General features: G+C 66.4%; 20 protein-coding genes. 13 read left to right on the top strand and 7 right to left on the bottom strand.

Features of this window, described 5'->3' with window-relative positions; all coding sequences use genetic code 11:
* The first annotated feature begins 99 nt into the window (after positions 1-99).
* A complete protein-coding gene (alr, locus tag B3349_RS18730; RefSeq protein WP_291591021.1) occupies positions 100-1,203 on the top strand; it encodes an alanine racemase in 1,104 nt (367 codons plus the stop codon).
* Positions 1,204-1,268: 65 nt separating this feature from the next.
* On the opposite strand, the gene B3349_RS18725 is transcribed toward alr, so the two are convergent.
* On the bottom strand, positions 1,269-1,778 hold the full coding sequence (locus tag B3349_RS18725) for a MarR family winged helix-turn-helix transcriptional regulator (RefSeq protein WP_280012190.1): 510 nt from the start codon (positions 1,776-1,778) through the stop codon (positions 1,269-1,271).
* A 105-nt stretch (positions 1,779-1,883) separates the two neighbouring features.
* Between B3349_RS18725 and B3349_RS18720 the strand changes: the two genes are divergently transcribed.
* Positions 1,884-2,696, top strand: a complete 813-nt coding sequence (locus B3349_RS18720) for a siderophore-interacting protein (protein WP_291591019.1) — start codon at positions 1,884-1,886, stop codon at positions 2,694-2,696.
* Positions 2,697-2,721: 25 nt separating this feature from the next.
* Here B3349_RS18720 and B3349_RS18715 read toward each other — a convergent pair whose 3' ends face one another.
* Entirely contained in the window at positions 2,722-3,345 is a 624-nt protein-coding gene (locus B3349_RS18715) for a glutathione S-transferase family protein (protein ID WP_291591017.1), read from the bottom strand.
* A 151-nt stretch (positions 3,346-3,496) separates the two neighbouring features.
* On the opposite strand from B3349_RS18715, the gene radA reads away from it, so the two are divergent.
* From radA to B3349_RS18675, 8 genes are all read left to right on the top strand, one after another.
* Complete coding sequence (radA, locus tag B3349_RS18710) at positions 3,497-4,882, top strand: DNA repair protein RadA (protein ID WP_280024420.1); 1,386 nt, start codon at positions 3,497-3,499, stop codon at positions 4,880-4,882.
* Between the two features lie 186 nt (positions 4,883-5,068).
* The gene (locus B3349_RS18705; protein WP_291591014.1) at positions 5,069-5,521 is read left to right on the top strand and encodes a glycerate kinase; all 453 of its coding nucleotides are present in this window, start codon (positions 5,069-5,071) and stop codon (positions 5,519-5,521) included.
* 178 nt (positions 5,522-5,699) lie between these two features.
* Positions 5,700-6,638, top strand: a complete 939-nt coding sequence (locus B3349_RS18700) for a branched-chain amino acid transaminase (protein WP_280012186.1) — start codon at positions 5,700-5,702, stop codon at positions 6,636-6,638.
* 31 nt (positions 6,639-6,669) lie between these two features.
* The gene (locus B3349_RS18695) at positions 6,670-6,879 is read left to right on the top strand and encodes a zinc-finger domain-containing protein (RefSeq protein WP_066538786.1); all 210 of its coding nucleotides are present in this window, start codon (positions 6,670-6,672) and stop codon (positions 6,877-6,879) included.
* Entirely contained in the window at positions 6,869-7,777 is a 909-nt protein-coding gene (locus tag B3349_RS18690; protein WP_291591012.1) for a glycosyltransferase family 2 protein, read from the top strand. Before B3349_RS18695 ends, B3349_RS18690 begins: the two co-directional genes overlap by 11 nt.
* 15 nt (positions 7,778-7,792) lie before the next feature.
* The gene (locus tag B3349_RS18685) at positions 7,793-8,566 is read left to right on the top strand and encodes a glycosyltransferase family 2 protein (protein WP_291591011.1); all 774 of its coding nucleotides are present in this window, start codon (positions 7,793-7,795) and stop codon (positions 8,564-8,566) included.
* A 52-nt stretch (positions 8,567-8,618) separates the two neighbouring features.
* Positions 8,619-9,860 (top strand): O-antigen ligase family protein, encoded by a 1,242-nt coding sequence (locus B3349_RS18680; protein ID WP_291591010.1) that lies wholly within the window; start codon positions 8,619-8,621, stop codon positions 9,858-9,860.
* A gap of 8 nt (positions 9,861-9,868) precedes the next feature.
* The gene (locus tag B3349_RS18675; RefSeq protein ID WP_291591009.1) at positions 9,869-10,501 is read left to right on the top strand and encodes a YrbL family protein; all 633 of its coding nucleotides are present in this window, start codon (positions 9,869-9,871) and stop codon (positions 10,499-10,501) included.
* Positions 10,502-10,549: 48 nt separating this feature from the next.
* Here the strand turns inward: B3349_RS18675 and B3349_RS18670 are convergent, their stop codons facing one another.
* The 3 genes from B3349_RS18670 to B3349_RS18660 form a co-directional block, all read right to left on the bottom strand.
* Entirely contained in the window at positions 10,550-11,797 is a 1,248-nt protein-coding gene (locus tag B3349_RS18670) for a HAMP domain-containing sensor histidine kinase (RefSeq protein WP_291591007.1), read from the bottom strand.
* A gap of 13 nt (positions 11,798-11,810) precedes the next feature.
* The gene (locus tag B3349_RS18665; protein WP_291591006.1) at positions 11,811-12,539 is read right to left on the bottom strand and encodes a response regulator; all 729 of its coding nucleotides are present in this window, start codon (positions 12,537-12,539) and stop codon (positions 11,811-11,813) included.
* Between the two features lie 236 nt (positions 12,540-12,775).
* On the bottom strand, positions 12,776-14,146 hold the full coding sequence (locus B3349_RS18660; protein WP_291591004.1) for an AmpG family muropeptide MFS transporter: 1,371 nt from the start codon (positions 14,144-14,146) through the stop codon (positions 12,776-12,778).
* Positions 14,147-14,253: 107 nt separating this feature from the next.
* Between B3349_RS18660 and B3349_RS18655 the strand changes: the two genes are divergently transcribed.
* The 3 genes from B3349_RS18655 (at position 14,254) to B3349_RS18645 (ending at position 17,042) form a co-directional block, all read left to right on the top strand.
* Positions 14,254-14,997: a helix-turn-helix domain-containing protein gene (locus tag B3349_RS18655; RefSeq protein ID WP_291591002.1), complete on the top strand. Its 744-nt coding sequence runs from the start codon at positions 14,254-14,256 to the stop codon at positions 14,995-14,997.
* A gap of 128 nt (positions 14,998-15,125) precedes the next feature.
* The gene (locus tag B3349_RS18650) at positions 15,126-16,070 is read left to right on the top strand and encodes a DMT family transporter (protein ID WP_291591001.1); all 945 of its coding nucleotides are present in this window, start codon (positions 15,126-15,128) and stop codon (positions 16,068-16,070) included.
* A 93-nt stretch (positions 16,071-16,163) separates the two neighbouring features.
* A complete protein-coding gene (locus B3349_RS18645) occupies positions 16,164-17,042 on the top strand; it encodes a M48 family metallopeptidase (protein ID WP_291590999.1) in 879 nt (292 codons plus the stop codon).
* Between the two features lie 121 nt (positions 17,043-17,163).
* Here B3349_RS18645 and B3349_RS18640 read toward each other — a convergent pair whose 3' ends face one another.
* Both B3349_RS18640 and B3349_RS18635 read right to left on the bottom strand, forming a co-directional pair.
* Complete coding sequence (locus tag B3349_RS18640; protein WP_291590997.1) at positions 17,164-18,117, bottom strand: lactate/malate family dehydrogenase; 954 nt, start codon at positions 18,115-18,117, stop codon at positions 17,164-17,166.
* A complete protein-coding gene (locus tag B3349_RS18635) occupies positions 18,118-19,626 on the bottom strand; it encodes an SLC13 family permease (RefSeq protein WP_291590995.1) in 1,509 nt (502 codons plus the stop codon).
* Between the last annotated feature and the right edge of the window lie 195 nt (positions 19,627-19,821).

Here is a 19,821-nt window from a genome sequence, read left to right as displayed (position 1 = left end):
GATCTGGACCTGTTGGCAAAGTGACTGGCGGTTATATCACGCAGGTTTGTAGCGGGAGTGCCAGAATTCCGTACTTCTTTTCCCTAACTCTTATCTGACATGCCACGTCCCATCCAGGCCACCATCCATCCCGAAGCAGTGCGCCACAACCTGGAGCGTGCGCGCCAGGCGGCCCCCGATGCACGGCTGTGGGCGGTGGTCAAGGCCAATGCCTATGGCCATGGCATCGAGCGCGTGTTCGATGCGATGCGGGCCACTGACGGCTTTGCGCTGCTGGAATTGTCCGAAGCCGAACGCATCCGCCAGCTGGGATGGCGTGGCCCGATTCTGTTGCTCGAAGGGGTATTTGACGCCCGCGACCTGGAACTGTGCTCCCGCCTGGGCGTGTGGCACGCCGTGCATTGCGACCAGCAGATCGACTGGCTGGCCGCCCACAAGACCCAGCAGCCGCACCGAGTGTTCCTGAAGATGAACAGCGGCATGAACCGCCTGGGCTTCACGCCCGAGCGCTTTCGCAGCGCCTATGCGCGCCTGAATGCGCTCACCCAGGTGGAAGAGATTTCCTTCATCACCCATTTCAGCGATGCCGACGGGCCGCGCGGCATTGAGCACCAGCTCCAGGCCTTTCTCGGCGCCACGCAGGACCTGCCCGGCGAGCGCAGCGTGTGCAACAGTGCCGCCACCTTGCTGCACGGCATGGAATCGCGCGTGCGCAACGACTGGGTGCGTCCTGGCATCGTGCTGTACGGCAGCGCGCCCGATTACCCGCTGCACACGGCCGCCGATTGGGGGCTGCAGCCCGCCATGACGCTGTCGACCCAGGTCATCGGCGTGCAGCAGCTGCAGGCGGGGGACAGCGTGGGCTACGGCTCCACCTTTGTGGCCGACGGCCCCATGCGCACCGGCATCATTGCCTGCGGTTATGCCGACGGCTACCCACGCCACTGCGGCACGGGCACGCCGGTGCTGGTGGACGGCGTGCGCACCCGTGTGCTGGGCCGCGTCAGCATGGACATGCTCAATGTCGACCTGACGCCCGTGCCCGACGCCGGCATCGGCAGCGAAGTCACGCTGTGGGGCACGGCGCGCCAGGGCGCCCAGCTGTCCATCGACGAGGTGGCCGCTGCGGCCGGCACCGTGGGCTACGAGCTGATGTGCGCCGTGGCGCCGCGTGTGCCGGTGGTGGTGGAAGGCGCAGCCTGAGAGGCGGGAAGGTTGAGGGGGCAGGGGCTCCCGCAGTGCGCTGCGGGTGCTTCGGGGGACAGGACTCAGTCGTGCAGCGGGGGCGGGCTGTAGCTGGGGTCGTGTGCCAGCGAATCGCCTTCGCCTTGCGGCAGCGGCAGGGCGGCCAGCTGGCTGTGCATCTGGCGCAGCAGGTCCAGCAACTGCTGCTGTTCCGACATCGACCAGCCCGCCAGCATCTGCGCGCCCAGGCTGCTGCGGTGGTTGCGCAGACCGGTGAAGGCTTCGGCGCCCTGGGCGCTCAGACGCAGGCAGCGGCTGCGCTTGTCCTGTGGATGGGGCACCCTCTCCAGCCAGCCATGGGTTTCCATCTGCTGCAGCAGGCGTGCCACCTGGGCCTTGTCGGTGCCGGTGTGCGCCACCAGGTCCTTGTGGGTGCACAGGGGATGGTGGCCCACGTACAGCAGCACTTTCAGCTCATTGGCCGTCAGCGGCAGCGCCTGGGCGTGCAGGGCCGCACGCATCTGGCGGCGGTAGGCCAGCGTCAGGTTGTGCATGGCATCCAGCACGGCAGAGGGCAGGGCAGAGGTGTTCATCCAGGGATCTCGTCAGCAGAAGCAAATGGTGCACGCATTGGTTGACAAAGTCAATTAACAATGGTTATATTGTTGATCAAGTCAACATTCTAAGCAGGAGCGTGCATGACCACCACCGATATCGCAGCCACCGGCTCAACCATCCCCGATACCGCCCTGCGCGTGGAGCGTGTGCGCCACGTGTTTGCCGCGCACCACCTCCAGCTGCAATCGCGCGAAGTGGTCAGCCCCGGCTTTGTGCGCATCACGCTGGCGGGGGCCGATCTGACGGCTTTTCGCAGCGACGGCTTTGATGACCACGTCAAATTCCTGCTGCCCCAGCCCGGCCAGAACAAGCCCAGCCTGCCGCAGATGGTGGATGGTCGCCCCCACTTTGACGGCGAGCGCCCTGTCGCGCGAGACTACACCCCGGTGCGCTGGGATGCCGCCAAAGGCCAGCTGGTGCTGGAGTTCGCCCTGCATGACCATGGCCCGGCCGCCGAATGGGCGCGCACCGCGCAGATCGGCCAATGGGCCGGGGTGGCCGGGCCGCGTGGCAGCATGGTGATTCCTGCCGGCTTTGCCTGGCACTGGCTGCTGGGCGATGACAGCGCGCTGCCTGCCGTGGAACGCCGCCTGGCGGAGCTGCCGGCCACGGCCCGTGTGACCGTGCGCCTGAAGGTAGCTGAGGCCGACCGCCGTCCGCTGCCCAGCGCCGCCCAGGTGGACCTGCAGTGGGTGGACGATCTGGCCGAGGCCGCTGCCGCCCTGCCGCTGCCGTCCGAGGACGGCTACATCTGGGCCGCCGGCGAGCACAACGACATGGCCGCGCTGCGCACTGTCTTCAAGGACAAGGGCGCTTCGCTCAAGCGCATGCGCATCTCCGCCTACTGGAAGCGCGGCCAGGCGGACCACCACGAGGAACTGGTGCAGGAGTGAGCAGGCGCCCTGCCGGGCAACCGTCTCAGTCGTGCAGGGCGGCCCGCACGGCGGGCCGCAGCTGCATGCGCTGGTAGTGGTCGGCCAGGCGCGGGAAGTGGGCGATGTCCACGCCGTCGCCGTGCAGCCAGCCGGCGATGGTGAACAGATAGGCGTCTGCCACGGAGAAGGCCTCGCCCAGTACCCAGGGGCCGCGGTCCAGCCAATGGGCTTCGATCAGTGCGCAGCACTCCGCCATGTTGGCGGCGACCTTGTCCTGCATGGAGGCGACGGCCGCCGCATCATCGCTCCAGCGTGCGCCGCGCCGGCCGTGGGCGTGGGCCACATGCACGGTGCTGGCCAGGTAGCTGTGAAAGCCCTGCATGCGGGCGAACTGCACCGGGTCGGTGGGGGCCAGATGGGCCTCGGGAAAGCGCTGGGCCACATAGGCCAGCAGGGCCACGGTCTCGGTCAGCACGGTGCTGCCATCTTCCAGCCGCAGCGCGGGCACACGGCCCAGTGGGTTCAGCGCCAGGTATTCGCCGCTGCGCTGGGCGTTCTGGCTGAAGTCGACGTACTGCAGCTGGTAGTCGGCACCGGCTTCGTTCAGGGCAATGCGGGTGGCCAGGGCGCAGGTGTGGGGGGCGTAGAACAGGGTCAGGTGCGGCATGCGGTCTCCAGAGGGTCCGTTGGGAGGGGAATGGCCTGCAGCATAGCGGCAGCAGGCGGCCGGCAGAAAACAGGCACGGCAGCGCCCGTGGTGTGCGGGCATGCGGCGGTGGCGCCGCCGGGCCGGGCGCCCGCCGCTATAGTCGCTGCCCATGGCCAAGGACAAAACCATCTACACCTGCAACGCATGCGGCGGCACCACGCCGCGCTGGCTGGGCAAATGCCCGAACTGCGGGGCGTGGAACAGCCTGATCGAGACCGTGCCCGACAGCGCGTCCGGCGGCAAGAACCGCCTGAGTGCCCCCCAGGGCTATGCCGGTCTGGCCAATGCCCAGCCGGTGACGCCGCTGGCGGCCATCGAGGCGCAGGATGTGGCGCGCACGCCCAGCGGCATCGAGGAACTGGACCGCGTGCTGGGCGGCGGGGTGGTCGAAGGCGGGGTGGTGCTGATCGGCGGCGATCCGGGCATCGGAAAATCCACGTTGCTGCTGCAGGCCATGGACGCGCTGCAGCGCGCCGGTCTGCCCACCTTGTATGTGACCGGCGAGGAGAGCGGAGCCCAGGTGGCGATGCGTTCGCGCAGGTTGGGCATCGACGGCAGCCAGGTCAACCTGCTGGCCGAAATCCAGCTGGAAAAGATCCTGGCCACGGTGGAGGCCACGCAGCCGGCCGTGGTGGTGATCGACTCCATCCAGACCGTGTATTCCGACCAGCTCACCAGCGCTCCCGGCTCGGTGGCCCAGGTGCGCGAATGCGCGGCGCACCTGACGCGCATGGCCAAGAGCACCGGGGTGACCGTGATCCTGGTGGGCCATGTGACCAAGGAGGGCGCGCTGGCCGGCCCGCGTGTGCTGGAGCACATGGTGGATACGGTGCTGTACTTCGAGGGTGACACCCACAGCCCGCACCGCCTGGTCCGCGCCATCAAGAACCGCTTTGGTGCGGTGAACGAGATCGGCGTGTTCGCCATGACGGAAAAAGGCCTGAAGGGGGTGAGCAACCCCAGCGCCATCTTCCTGAGCCAGCACACCGAGCCTGTGCCCGGCAGCTGCGTGCTGGTCACGCTGGAAGGCACGCGTCCGCTGCTGGTGGAGATCCAGGCACTGGTGGACGGCGGCGGCCCATCGCCGCGGCGCCTGTCGGTGGGCCTGGACAAGGACCGCCTGGCCATGCTGCTGGCCGTGCTCAACCGCCATGCCGGGGTGGCCTGCGCCGACCAGGATGTGTTTGTCAACGCCGTGGGCGGGGTGCGCATCGGCGAGCCGGCGGCCGATCTGGCGGTGATGCTGTCCATCACCAGCAGCCTGCGCGGCAAGGCCCTGCCCAAGGGCTTTATCGCCTTTGGCGAAGTCGGACTGGCCGGTGAGGTGCGGCCCGCACCGCGCGGTCAGGACCGGTTGAAGGAGGCCGCCAAGCTGGGCTTCACGGTGGCCGTGGTGCCCAAGGCGAACGCGCCGAAGAAGGCGGTGGCCGGCCTGAAGATCCACACCGTGGAGCGCGTGGACGAGGCCATGCAGATCGTGCGCGGGCTGGAATAAGCGCAGAGCATTGAAAAACAGGAGCGGCTTGCGCCGAACCGGCGCGCTGTTGCAGGCAAACAGCCCCCAGATTCCGGGGGCGATAGGCGGCTGTGCTGTGGCCGTCCACCCTGCAAGGCGGCATAACCCCACGGCTACGCACTGCCCGCAGCCAGGGGAAATGCCCCCTGTTGGACAATACGGCGCATGAATTTTCGCAAGTTTGTGGTGCCAGTGGGTCTGGCCATTCTGTTTTACGCGGCCCACCGCTCCTATGGCTGGATGGGCGTGGCGGCCGTGGGCGGCGGCACGGTGATGTGGCTGCTGCTGCACTTCACCCGGCTGATGACCATTGTGCGCCGTGCTTCCAACCAGCCCATTGGCTATGTCGGCAGCGCCATCATGCTGAACGTCAAGCTCAAGCCCAAGGTCAGCCTGATGCATGTGATCGCCATGACGCGTTCGCTGGGCCAGCGCATGTCGGAGGAAGGCCAGGATCCGGAAATCTTCCGCTGGACCGACGGTACCAACTCCCATGTCACCTGTGAATTCGTCGGCGGCCGCCTGATGAAGTGGACGCTGCAGCGCCCGCCTCAGCCCGAAGCCACGGCTGGCGACGCTGCGCAGGCTCCTGCTGCCCTGCCTCCTGGCGCTCCCTGAGCCCTGGGCTTTGCCCCTTGTGCCGGCCTGAGGGCCCGCGCCAGGAGGGCGCTGCGTGAGGGGCATCTGGGGCCTTGCTTGGTGTGCTGCATCGCGTATCGGGGCAAATGGCGCTTGCGGGCCTAAAATGGCGGTTTCGCCCGTAAATCCCTTTCCCTGAAGCACGCCAAGGAGTGGTATGAGCCCCGTAGTTCCCTCGATGTCCGACCGTGATGGCAAGATCTGGATGGATGGCCAGATGGTGGAGTGGCGTGACGCCAAGGTCCATGTACTGACCCACACGCTGCACTACGGCTGCGGCGCCTTCGAAGGCGTGCGTGCCTATGACACTGCCCAGGGCACGGCCATCTTCCGCCTGGAAGACCATACCAAGCGCCTGTTCAACAGTGCCAAGATCCTGCGCATGCAGATCCCGTTCACCCAGGAGCAGGTGAACCAGGCCCAGGTGGACGTGGTCAAGGCCAACCAGCTCAAGTCCTGCTACTTGCGCCCGCTGACCTGGATCGGCGACCGCAAGCTGGGCGTGAGCCCCAAGGGCAACAGCATCCACCTGATGGTGGCGGCCTGGGCCTGGGGCGCCTACCTGGGCGAAGAAGGCATGCAGCGCGGCATCCGCGTGAAGGTTTCGAGCTTCACTCGCCACCATGTGAACATCACCATGAGCCAGGCCAAGGCGGTGAGCAACTACACCAACTCCATCCTGGCCAACACCGAAGCGCTGGACGATGGCTACGACGAAGCCATCCTGCTGGACGCGGCAGGCTTTGTGTCCGAAGGCTCGGGCGAGAACATCTTTGTGATCAAGGACGGTGTGGTCTATACGCCCGACCTGTCCGCCGGCGCCCTGAACGGCATCACCCGCAACACCGTGTTCCACATCTGCAAGGATCTGGGCTTGGAGGTGGTGCAAAAGCGCATCACCCGTGACGAGTTGTACATCGCCGACGAAGTCTTCTTCACCGGCACGGCCGCCGAAGTGACGCCCATCCGCGAGGTGGACCGCCTGCCCATCGGCGAAGGCCGCCGTGGCCCCCTCACCGAAAAGATTCAAAACGCGTTCTTTGACATCGTCAACGGACGCAATCCCAAATACACCCACTGGTTGACCCGGGTGTAAATTCCGCCCCATCGAGAGAGAGACACCGAATATGAGCACGACTGCCGTTGTAGAACTGGCTGCCAAGGATTTGAATGCCCAAGGCGGCGTCTACTGCCCCAGCCCCAAGGCCGACATGAAGCTGTGGAACAGCCACCCCAAGGTCTACCTGGATGTGGCCCATACCGGCCAGGCCAAGTGCCCCTACTGTGGCACGACTTACCGCCTGAAAGAGGGCGAGGTGTTTGCGGGTGGCCACTGATCACATCCTGGCGTCCGACGACAGCGCTCCCGCGGAGCGCTGTTTCACTTTGGATGCCGTCACCGCCGTCATCGTGACCTTCAACAGCGCGCACTGTGCCGAGGCACTGGCCGCGCAGCTGGCGGATTGGCCGCATGTCATCGTGGTGGACAACGGCAGCGCCGACGACACGCCGGCCCGCATCCGTGCGTCCCTGCCGCAGGCCCAGGTGCTGGAGCTGGGGGAAAACCGGGGATTTGGTGCGGCCAACAATGCCGCCCTGCACCAGGTCCGGACCCCTTTTGCGTTGCTCATGAATCCGGACTGCGCGGTGATGGCCGCCGATGCCCAGGCGCTGCTGGCCTCCATGGCGCAGTGGCCGCAAGCGGCCATCATGGCTCCGCAGTTGGTGGGGGGTGATGGCGGCAAGCAGGTCAATTACGGCTGGGCTCGCCACCTGTGGGCGTCCAAAGGCCCGGCTGCCGAGGGCGTGACCTGTGTCGGCAATGCCTGCGGTGCGGCCATGCTGCTGCGTTTGAGCGCCATGCCCACGCGCGACTGGTTCGACACGCGCTTTTTCCTGTACTACGAAGACGAAGACCTGTGTCTGCGTCTGTTGCAGGCTGGCACGCCCGTGTTGATCGAGCCGTCCGTGCACGTGGCCCACGCCAACCGCGGGTCGGTGCGCGGTCCACGCCCGCTGAATGTGGAATACGGACGTGGCTACCACCATGCCCGCTCCAAGGTGCTGTTCACAGCCAAGCACCAGGGCCATGCGGCGGCCATCCAGCACCGCCGCCGGGCCCTGTGGGGCGCCGTAGGCCTGCTGGCCCTGCGTGTCTTTGCCCCGTCGCCCAAGCATGTGGCGCGGGTGTGGGGGCGTGTCGTGGGCCTGTGGTCTGCGCCGGTGCAATACTGAAGAATGGACGCGCGGATGAGCCGATTGAGCATTGTGGTGCTGACCCTGAACGAGGCGCACAACATCGACGCCTGCCTGCGCAGCGCCCAGGGCGTGGCCGACCAGATTCTGGTGGTGGACAGCGGCAGTCAGGATGCGACCGTGTCTTTGGCCCAGGGACTGGGCGCCCAGGTTGTGGCGTACCCGGACTGGCAAGGGTTTGGCGAACAGCGCAGCCGCGCACTGCAGCATGTACAGGCAGACTGGGTGTTCTTTCTGGATGCCGATGAGCGCCTGACCCCGGCACTGGCCGACGAAATCCGCCAGGTGGTGGCGGACAACGCCGAAGCCGTCTGGGAAGTGGAATGGGAGCAGATGGCCTATGGGCAGTCGCTGGGGCGCATGCGTGGCACCGGAGGCGTGGCACGGCTGTTCCCGATGCGGGTGCTTGAAGGCTTCAGCGGTGCGGTGCATGAAGGGGCGGTGCTGCGCACTGCAGTACCCACCCGGCATCTGCGCCAGCGCCTGCCGCATTTCTCGCGTGAAACCATTTATGGCAGCCTGGTGAAGCTGGCGCAGTATGTCCAATTGGGCGCGCTGAAACGGCACCAGGCGGGAAAGCGCGGTGGCGTTCTGCGCGGTCTGGGCTCCGGTATGGCCAATTTCACCCGCCTGTACGTCTTTCAGCGTGGTTTTCTGTGCGGTCGCGCAGGGTTTCTCTATAGTTTTTTTGTCGGGCTGGAATGTTTCTTCCGCTACGTGGCGCTGGAAGTGGACCGCGACCAACTGAAGAAGCCGGTGCGGCGTTGATATGTGTTCGGTGTGCAAAGCATGCGCCGCTGGAGCGCGTGCCTAAGGGTTTATGCAGCCAAAGTTGATTTCCTCGCGCCTGGAGACAGGTGCCCAGTGGATGCTGGTCGCCGCGTTTCTGTTTTTTCCTGCGGCCATGGCATTGGGCAATATCGCCATGCTGCTGACGGGCCTGCTGGCGCTGCTCAGCGGGGTGTTATGGCGTGAGCGCAGTACATGGCGCCGTGCGCCGTACCCCTGGCTGATGCTGGGCCTGTATGGCGTGGTGTTGCTGGGCGGCCTGTGGAGCAGTGCTCTTTGGGGCGACATCCAGCTGAACTACACCAAGTACATCAAGCTGCTGCTGGGGGCGGTGTTCTTTGTCCTGCTGGCCCAGCCGCAGTGGCGCACACGGTGCCTGCAGGCGTTCAGTGCCTGCATGCTGTTCATTCTGGTGTCGGTCTACGCCAACATCTGGCTGCAGCTGCCATGGTCGAAGACCCAGAATCTGGGCTGGGGCGTGGACCACACGGTGATTGGCGACTACATCACGCAGAACATCATGATGTCGTTCTTTGTGGTGCTGGCGCTGTGGTACGGCAAGAATGCTCCCCGGTTGTCCCTGCGGCTGCTGGCCGCGGCAGTGGCCTTGCTGGCGGCCGTGGCCATCACCCAGTTGTCGCTGGGGCGCACCGGCTATGTGCTGTTGATGCTGGGCGTGAGCAGCTTTGTGTTCTTTGCACTGAAAGGCTATCAGCGCTGGCTGGCACTGCTCACCATTGTGGTGGCAGCGGGCGGTGCCTACGCCGTGTCTCAGACGGCCCAGGATCGCGTGCATCTGGCGATTGCCGAAGCCCGCGACAGTGAGAAGATGGAGATCACCAGCATTGGTGGCCGCATCAATTTCTGGAAGCACACCTGGGAGCTGGTGCAGCAAAAGCCGCTCACCGGTTGGGGCACCGGCAGCTACCACGATGAATGGTGCCGTCATGTGACGGAACCCGGGTGGTGTGATTTCGGCGACCGCCACCCCCACAACCAGTATCTGTTGTTCTGGATGGAAAACGGCCTGATTGGCGTGTTGCTCTTCATTGGGATTCTGGTGACCACCGCCCATTCCGCCTGGCGTGATGACCGCTGGCGTCCGGTGGTGCTGAGCTTCCTCGTGATCCTGGCGACCAACAGCCTGATCAATGTGTCGCTGTGGAGCTCGCGTGAGAGCCATTTCTTCACCATGATGCTGAGCTTGCTGGCGGCCCAGGCCTATTTTGGAACGCGACAGACATCTGCCGCCCTGCAGAAGGACCGAATGTGATTGTGGATGTGAGCCGCCTGCCCCTGCTGGGCGAAGGAACCGTGAAGCGTGTCTATGCCCTGCCCGATGATGACGGCAAGGTGCTCAAGCTGATCCGCCCCGAACTGGTGGCGCCGGACGGCGGCTTCGCCAAACATGGCCGGCTCAAGCGTGCGTTTGCCCAGGGTGTGTACCGGCAGTTCCGGCGCGAGATCATCCAGTACCTGCAGCTGTCCAAAGCGGCCTACCACCAGCAGACCACCTTCTTTCCGATGGAAACGCCGTATGGGCTGGTGCCCACGACGCAGGGCCTGGGCCTGGTGACAGAGAAAATCCTCGGCCCGGACGGCCTGCCCCAGACGCTCGAAGCGCTCGCTGCCGCCGGCGCGCTGGAGGCCAAGCATTACACCGCGCTGGAGCAGTTCTTCGATGCCTGTGCAGACCTGCACCTGGTGTTCGGGGAAGTGAATGTGGCGGGGTTGATGTACACCGAATCCCGCTCGGGTGGCCCGGAGTTCGTGCTGGTGGACGGCATTGGCGAGAAGCTGTTGATTCCGGTGCGCAGCTGGTTCAAAAGCATCAATACCAGCTATGTCCGCAAGGTCCAGCGCCGTCTGATGGGGCAGGTGCAGGCCCTGGTTCAGGAGGCTGCGCAGGCCTGAAGAAAAGACACAGCCCTGCCGGAGCAGGACTGTGCATGTGCAGGCGGCTTACAGCGGAAGCCGCAATTCGAAGCACGCGCCGGGCGCACCGTCGGTGCGGTCGGTGGCGCGCACCGTGCCGCCATGGCGTTCGGCAATCGAGCGCACCAGCGACAGGCCCAGGCCCACACCGCCCGAGCGTTCACTGGCTCCGGGCAGGCGGTAGAACTTCTCGAAAATGCGTTCGCGCTGTGCGGCCGGCACGCCGGGGCCGTGGTCCTGTACCCGGATGAGGGCCATGCCACCCTCCTGCGCCAGGGTCAGGGTGATGTCGCCGTGGCTGTAGCGGCGGGCATTTTCCAGCAGATTGCGCACGGCACGGCGCAGCAGCTTGGCCACGCCCTGCACCTCCAGCGGGCTGGTGCCCTGCAGGTCCAGTTCGGCTTCCACGCGGGCGCATTCCTCGGCGGCCAGACCAATCAGGTCCACCGATTCGGGTGTCCCCACATCGGTTTCCTTGGATTCCAGGCGGCTGGCCAGCAGGATTTCGTCCACCAGCTGGTCCAGCTCTCCGATGTTGCGCAGGATCTCGGCCTTGGCACTGGCTGAAGGCTGGTCATCGCCCATCAGTTCCAGGCCCATGCGGATGCGCGTCAGCGGCGAGCGCAGCTCGTGCGAGGCATTGGCCAGCAGCGTCTTGTGCGAGGTCACCAGGGTTTCGATGCGCTCGGCGGCGGCGTTGAACTGGCGGGCCAGATCGGCTACTTCGTCATCGCCCTTGGTAGCCACGCGCACGGACAGATCGCCTTCGCCGAAGCGCTGCACCCCGCGTTGCAGGTTCTCCAGGCGTTGCAGCAGGCGGCGGATGATGGGGAACACCCCCACGGCCACCGCGACACCCACCAGGGCCAGCATCCACAGAAAGCCGAAAGGCGGGCTGAGCCAGAAAGCCGCGTAGCCGCCGGGGGGCGGGCGGCCGCCATGGGGCCCTCCACCGCGCTCGTTGCGGTCACCCCGGTCGGGGCGGGGGGCCATGTGCAGTTGCAGCAAATCCCCACCGGGCGTGACGATGTCGAACAACACCCCTTCCTGCGGCGGCGTCGGCGCGCGCGTGGCACTGCCCTGGGCGATGACCTTGCCGTCCGGATCGGTCAGCACCAGCTCGCGGGCGATCTGGTTCACCTGGGTCTGGTTGCGGGCATTCTGTTCCGCGGCCTCCTTCCAGGCCCAGCCGACCAGCAGGGTCAGAATGGCCACGCCCAGCACCACGGCCAGCCAGATGCGCAGGTACAGACGTTGGGAGAAAGCCTTGAACATGGTGGCGATCCCTTCAGTCCTGCTGCTTGGCGAAGACGTAGCCCACGCCGCGCACGGTCAGGATGCGCTTGGGGTTCTTGGAGTCCACTTCGATCGCCGCACGGATGCGGCCCATGTGCACGTCGATGGAGCGGTCGAATGCCTCCAGTTCGCGGCCGCGCACGGCCTCCATGATCTGGTCGCGGGTCAGCACCCGGCCAGCGCGCTCGGCCAGGGCCACCAGCAGGTCGAACTGGTAGCTGGTCAGCTCACAGGGCTGGCTGGCCACGGTGACGGTGCGGGCGTCGCGATCGATCTCCAGCGAACCGAAGCGCAGCGCCGGAATAGGCTGGCTGGCCGGGGCGCCTTCGCTGCCGCGGCGGCGCAGGATGGCGCGGATGCGGGCCAGCAGCTCGCGCGGTTCGAAAGGCTTGGGCAGGTAGTCGTCGGCGCCCATTTCCAGGCCGATCACGCGGTCCATGGGGTCGCCCTTGGCGGTCAGCATCAGCACCGGCACCTTGGCGGCCGCACCCGGCAGGGCACGCAGCCGGCGGCAGACTTCCAGGCCGTCCATGTCGGGCAGCATCAGGTCCAGGATCACCAGATCGGGCAGCTCGGACGGATCGCCGGGCTGCAGGCGTTCCAGGCCGCTGGTGGCGTCGGCGCAGTGGATGACGGCCAGGCTGTTCTGGCCCAGGTACTCGCTGACCATCTGGGCCAGGCGGGCATCGTCTTCGATCATCAGCAGGGTGTGGGTGCTCATGGTGGGAGAGTGTAGGCAGTCGGGCGCTCATGGGGAGCGCGATGGTCCCAGCATGGCGGAGGCGCGTCACACGCGCTTGTCCTGTATGTAAAGCGCGGGTAAACCTGTGGCTGCGATCTGCCGATCGGTTGGGGCCTGACAACGCCGCTGGCCGTCCACCCGGGGTGCGCAGACGCGCACCGTGTCTTGTCAACGGCTTTCGTAAGCCGCAGCCTGTGGCTGACAGCCCGCCTGCATCACGCCCTGGTGCGCAGGGTGACGCGGGATGCCAGCGCCACCAGCAGCAGCACCGGCAGGCCCAGGGCTGCCGTGCTGATGAAGAAGCTGCTGTAGCCATGGGCGTCGACAAACGCGCCGGAGAAGCCGGCCAGCCACTTGGGCGCCAGCATCATCATGGAGCTGAACAGCGCGTACTGCGTGGCCGAGTACTGCACATTCGTCAGGCTCGACAGGTAGGCAATGAAGGCCGCTGAGGCAATGCCGCCGGCCAGGTTGTCGGCGCTGACCACCAAGGTCAGGCCGGTCACATCGTGGCCCCGCGTGCTCAGCCAGGCAAACAGCAGGTTGCTGGCGGCCGACAGCACGGCACCCAGCATCAGCACCCGCATCACGCCGATGCGCATCGAAATCACCCCGCCGATGAAGGCGCCCAGCAGCGTCATGATGACGCCAAAGACCTTGCTCACCGTGGCCACCTCGGCCTCGCTGTAGCCCATGTCCACGTAAAAGGGGTTGGCCATGATGCCCATCACCACATCGCTGATGCGGTAGATGCCGATCAGCGCCAGGATCAGAATCGCCTGCCCGCCGTAGCGGCGCACAAAGTCGGCAAACGGGGCCACCAGGGCTTCACGCAGCCATTCGCCCAGGTTGCGCGCTGGCGTCAGCGCGCGCGCAGCAGGTTCGGGCGACAGCAGCACAGTGAACACGCCCACCAGCATGCTGGCCGCCATCACGCCGTAGGCCAGCTGCCAGGCGGCATGCACGTAGGCCGTTTGTGCGCCATGCAGGGCCGCAGCCACCAGCCACAGCGCGCCCGCGCCGGCCCAGATCATCGCCAGCCGGTAGCCCGTCTGGTAGGTGGCGGCCAACGCCGCTTGGCGCTCGGCGTCGGCCGATTCAATGCGGTAGGCATCCAGCGCAATATCCTGGGTGGCCGAACCAAACGCCACAGCCAGTGCGCACCAGACCATGCGGTTCAGATCCTGCTGCGGATCGGTGAAGGCCATGCCCAGCAACCCGCCCACCACCAGCAGCTGGGCCAGCAACAGCCAGCTGCGCCGGCGCCCCAGCCAGCCGTTCAGCACCGGCAGCGGCAGCCGGTCGACCAGCGGCGACCACACCCATTTGAAAGCATAGGCCAGGCCCACCCAGCTCATGTAGCCGATGGTGGAGCGGTCGATGCCAGCCTTGCGCAACCAGAAAGAGAGCGTGCCCAGCACCAGCAGCAGCGGCAGGCCGGCCGAAAACCCCAAGGCCAGCATGCGCAGACTGGCCGGCTCGGCATAGACGCGCAGCGTCTGCCCCCAGCTGCGGCGTGGGGCAGCGGTCGAGGGGGCCGAAGGCGTGGCGGCGGTGGGCACAGGGGAGGTGGACGGTTCGGACATGGACAGGCGAAAAGGGCACAGGGCCAGGAAGGGCTGAGAACCATTATCCCGCGATGGTGGCAGCCCGCCGTGCGCGCTACCATGGCAGTACGCACCTGCGTACTGCCATGGCCGATCACAGCACCGTCTCCGCCCTTGTGGACTCCAGCGCTGCTCCGTCGCAAGACGGCGGCCGGCTGGATGCGCCCGCCTGGTCGGTGCGACGCTACAGCGGGGAACACCAGTCCCACGCCCACGACCATGTGCAAATCCTGTATGCACTGGAAGGCCGCATGGAGCTGGAGTTGAACGGCCACGCCGGCTATGTGGACGCTGCCAGCGGCATGCTCATTCCTGCCGGCGCCAGCCACGGCTATCTGGCCCAGGCCCACACCCAGGTGCAGGTGATCGACCTGCCCGCCGGGCCGGGCCTGGACCGCATCCGCCGGTTTGCGGTGCCGGCCCGGCTGCGCGCTCCGGCGCTGGCACGCCACCCGCTGTCTGCTGCCGCCCAGCTGGCGCTGGTGCTGGACGCGCCCAGCCTGTTGCACCGCCGTACGGTGGACCTGGCCTGGTTGACCCAGCAGGTGCAGGCCGCCCTGCATGCCCACTGGCCCACGGCCCGGCTGGCGGCGCTGTGCCATCTGAGCGTGCCCCAGTTCCACAGCCGCTTTGTGGAGCTGGTCGGTCAGCCGCCGCAGTCCTGGCTGCGCGGCCTGCGGCTGGATGCGGCCGAGGCCCAGCTGGCCCGGGGCCAGCCGCTGGAGACCACGGCCCTGCGCTGTGGCTACCGTACGGCCAGTGCCCTGGCCTATGCCTTGCGGCGCGAACGCCAGGTGAGCGCGCGCAGTCTTCGGGCCGCTCAGCGCTGATCGCAGCGGTGCGGGTGGGGAGTGGCTGGTGACGGTACACAGTGCAGGATGGCCATGTATACGCCCTGCACGGCAGAACCAGTGTTGCTCGACAGTTGCCGGGACGCTGCGGCGGCATCATTTGAAGCATGAGCTCTTCTTCTGCTTCTTCTTCGGTCTGGGGTGTGGCCCTGGTGTCGGTGGCGTCCATGCTGTGGGGCACCACAGGGACCGCGCAGAGCCTGGGCGCCCAGGTGCTGTCGCCGTTCTGGGTGGGTGCGGCCCAGCTGGCTGTGGCCAGCACCTTCTTTGCACTGGTGCTGTGGGTGACACGGCGCAGTGCGCCGACTGGACAACCGCTGCTGCCAAGGCCCTCTCCGCTGGGTATGCCGGCGCGCTGGTTCTGGCTGGCATCGGCCGGTACCGCCGGCTACAGCATCAGCTTCTATGCGGGCGTGAAGCTGGCCGGCGTGGGTGTGGGCACGGCGGTGGCCATTGGCAGCGCACCCATCTGGGCCGGCCTGATCCAGGCCGTGCTACTGCGCCAGCCCCTGTCGCTGTTGTGGTGGCTGGGCACGGGCGTGAGCGTGGCCGGCGGTGTGGCCATGGTGCTGAGCAAAGGGGGCGGCGCGGGCGCGTTGTCGCTGCCCGGCCTGCTGCTGTGCCTGCTGGCCGGGCTGTCGTACGCGTCCTATGCCCTGGTCAACAAGCGCCTGGTCAGCAAGGTGCCCACCCGGCTGGTGAACCTGTATGTGTTCAGTGGTGCCGCAGTGCTGGCGGCGCCGGTGGCGCTGCTGCTGGCCGGGGTGCCGCGGTTCACGGCGCCGTCGCTGATGGTGGTGATCTACCTGGGGCTGGTGGTCTCCGGCCTGGCCTATGTGCTGTTCTCCAATGGACTGCGCCATATTTCTGGTCCGACCGGTGTGACGCTGACGCTGATCGAGCCGGTGGCTGCCTTCCTGCTGGCGGTGTGGGTCGTGGGCGAGCACCAGCCGCTGGCCGCCTGGCTGGGCCTGCTGGCGGTGCTGGCGGGGCTGATGGTGGTGATCGGCGCCGAGGTGCGTGGCGCGCGGCGCAGGCTGGCGCTGGTCTGAGCCGTCTCACTGGCACACATTGGCGGCACAATCTGACGCTCAGGCACGGCACCGCTGTGCAGGCTGATTGGACTGCCCTGGAGAGAAGCACCCATGCCCCTACCGCACACGCCACTGAACCATCTGTCCGATGACGGCCATCTGCCGCAGGCCTGCCGCTGCCACGCCGGCCGGCGTGGCTTTCTGCGTGCCCTGGTGGCGGGGACGGTCGCCACCGGGGCCGGGGCTGCGCTGGCGCAGGTCAATGTGGGAGGTTCCTCCGGTCTGCGCAAGCTGGTGCCGGCCGAAACCCTGGAAAGCGCCGCCACCGAGCAGTACCAGGAGCTGCTGCAGAAGGCCAAGGCGCAAGGCGCTCTGGCAGGCAGCACCCACCCCCAGTTGCAACGCCTGCGCGGTGTTGCCCAGCGCCTGATTCCCTATGCCAGCCAGTGGAACCCCCGCGCCGGACAGTGGCGCTGGGAGGTGAACCTGATCGGCAGCAAGGAGATCAACGCGTTCTGCATGCCCGGCGGCAAGATCGCCTTCTACACCGGCATTCTGGAGAAGCTGCAGCTCAGCGATGACGAAGTGGCCATGGTCATGGGCCATGAAATGGCCCATGCACTGCGCGAGCATTCGCGTGAGCAGATGGCCAAGAATTCGGCCACCAGCATCGGGCTGTCCCTGGGAGCACAACTGCTGGGGCTGGGCGATCTGGGCGATCTGGCCGCCAGGATGGGCACCCAGCTGCTCAGCCTGCGTTTCAGCCGCAGCGATGAAAGCGAAGCCGATCTGGTGGGGCTGGAAATGGCCGCCCGTGCCGGCTATCACCCGCAGGCTGCGGTGAGCCTGTGGCGCAAGATGGGAGAGGCCACGGGCGATGGCGGCATCGGCTTTCTGTCGACCCACCCCACAGGGCCGGACCGCATCCGCGAACTGGAGCGCAATATTCCGCGGGTGCAGGGCCTCTACGAGGCTGCCCGCCTGCGTTAGCGCGGCGGCCCGGGCGACGGAGGAGGTACCCGTCCCGGCGGAATGCCGGGCGATCGCGGAAAGAAGCAAAAAGGCCCGCTCATGGAGCGGGCCTTTTGCAGGAAGCCTGCGGATTAACCGCTCAGGCCTTCTGCAAGGACTGCAGCCCGTCGGCAATGGTGCTGGACAGCAGTGCGGCACTGGCGCGCAGGGCCTCGGTTTCCTCGGCATTGAGCCGGGGCATGAAGGGGGCCGAGGCACCGCGTGCGCCGATCAGGTGGGGCAGGGACACACAGGTGTCGCGCACGCCCAGCAGTTCGGGCATGCAGGTGGACACGGCAAACACCGATTGTTCGTCGGCCACGATGGCTTTCACCAGGCGTGCAATGCAACCGCCGATGCCGAAATTGGACACGCCCTTGCCCGCCTTGATGCGGTACGCCGAGGTGCGCACCTCTTCGGCAATCTGCGCCTGCATGGCCGCGTCGATGGGGCGGCCATGCTGTGCCGCAAAATCCGTCACCGGCATGCCGGCGATCTGGGCACTGCTCCAGTGGGGCACGGAGGAGTCTCCGTGCTCGCCCAGCACATAGGCGTGGATGGACGGTGCGGCCACGCCCAGGTAATCGGCCAGCCGGTCGCGAAAGCGGATGGAATCCAGCGAGCAGCCGGTCCCAATCGCCCTGCCTGGTGGCAGGCCGTAGCGGTGCACGGCAATGGAGGGCATCACGTCCACCGGGTTGGTGGCAAATAGCAGCACTGCATCCGGAGCGACCTTGAGCACCTGGCCGATGATGGTGTCCGTCATCTTCAGGTTCTGGTGCAGCAACTCCAGCCGGGTCTGGCCGGGCTTGAGGCTGGCGCCGGCGGTGATGACCACCACCGAGGCACCGGCCAGATCGGCGTAGTCGCCTTCGCTGACGCGGGCGGCTGTGCCAAAGGCGGCGGCGTGGCCGATGTCGGCGGCTTCACCCGCTGCGCGGGCCTCGTTCTGGTCTACCAGCACGATCTGGCTGATGCCAGGCGTGGCCGACAGCAGGTAACCGGCGGCCGCTCCGACCTGGCCGGCGCCAATGATGCCAATGCGTGCTCCCATTTACAGCACCCCCATGGCAGGCCACAGCGTTGCGGACAGCAGCAGTATCAGGCCCAGCCCGGCCAGCGTGACCACGATGCCCACCTTGGCGAACTGGATGGTGCTGAAGGCATTGGTGCCGTAGCACAGCATGTTCTGCGGCGCGTTGGTCGGCAGGATGAAGCCGAAGGACACCACGAAGCTCTGGATCATCACGATGCCGAAGGCCGTCTCGGGGCTGACAGGCAACGTCTGTGTGAAGGCGATCATGATGGGGATCAGCGTGCTGGCCAGACCGGTGGCCGAGGCAAAGCCCAGGTGCAGCACGATGCTGAACACCGACAGCGCGCCGATCACGGCCACCACGGGCAAGGCCGACAGGCCCATCTGGCCCAGCGTCTGTTGTGCCAGCCAGCCAGCGGCGCCGGTCTTGGACAGCAGATTACCCAGCGAGATGGAAGCAGCAAACAGCACGATCGTGCCCCAGGGCACCAGCTTTTCGGCCTGCGACCAGTGCATCACACCGATCTTGGGCATCAGCAGCAGCGCAATACCGATTTGGGTGGTGGTGGTGGTGTCGAACGGGTGCAGCACGCCTTCTGTGGACCACATCACCAGCAGCAGTGCGGCCACGGCGATCAGGCGCTTTTCGGAACTGCTGACCGGTCCCAGTTCGGCCAGTTGCTGGCGCAGCTTGGCCGGCATGTCCTCACCTTCCGGCACCTGGGGACGCAGAATCCACAGCGCCGCAAAGAACAGCACCACGCACATGCCGATGGTGAAGGGCAGGGCGGTGATGAACCACTGGCTCCAGGTGATGGAGTGGCCAAAAGCCTGCTGCATGAAGTTCAAACTGATGATGTTCTGCGCCGCGCCGGTCTTGACCGCCATGTTGAAGATGGAGCACGCACTGGCGGTGACGATCATCAGCGTGGCCCCCAGCGAGCTGTTCACTGCCAGGCCCAGGGCGGCCGTGATGCCGATCATGATGGGGATCACCGCGCCCACGCGGGCGGTGGCCGAGGGAATGAACAAGGCCAGCACAAAGCCGACGATCATCGCACCCAGCACCAGGCGGGCGGGCGAAACGCCGATCTTGCTCATGACCAGCAGCGCAATGCGCTTGTCCAACCCCGTGTGCTTGAGTGCCACGGCCAGGAAGAGTGCGGCCGCGACCAGCAGCACCGCGGTGGACGAGAAGCCGCTGAGCATGGTGGTCAGTGCGGCCGAGGAACCCATGGGCTTGCCGCCGGCGGTCATCGAGGTTCCCATCAGTCCCAGCACCGCGGCACCGGTCAGCACCACGGCGCTGTTGGCGGGCGAGACGCATTCGCTGATCCACAGCACCACGACCAGCACCAGCAGACCCAGGGCCACCTGCCCTGAATCGGTGAGGCCGGCAGGCTGCGGCAGGGCTAGCACGATGCCGTAGAGCACCAGAGCCAGCAGCAGGAAAGCCAGTTTTTTGTTGGAATCGGGCTCCGGTTTGGAGGTGATCGGGCCGGTTTCGGTTGCGGGCGTAGACGCCATAAGTGCTCCTCGCAAGAATGAATCGTTACGTAACGGATCGATACTAGTTCCTGCCAAGGCGCGCCGATAGGGCTGCGGCCCTTGCCAGGATGCGTACTTCGTTACGCAATGGAACCATGCTAGGCGCAGTGAGAGTGATTTGGTGAAAACCCGTAAGTGTTTTTACCTATCACTTGATTCGCATCAAGGGTGGTG

Origin of the sequence: Comamonas sp. UBA7528, from assembly GCF_002479375.1 — a bacterium.
Classification (GTDB): domain Bacteria; phylum Pseudomonadota; class Gammaproteobacteria; order Burkholderiales; family Burkholderiaceae_C; genus Comamonas.
The sequence above is the reverse complement of the archived record's forward strand: the minus strand, read 5'-3'. Positions and strand labels throughout refer to the sequence as shown.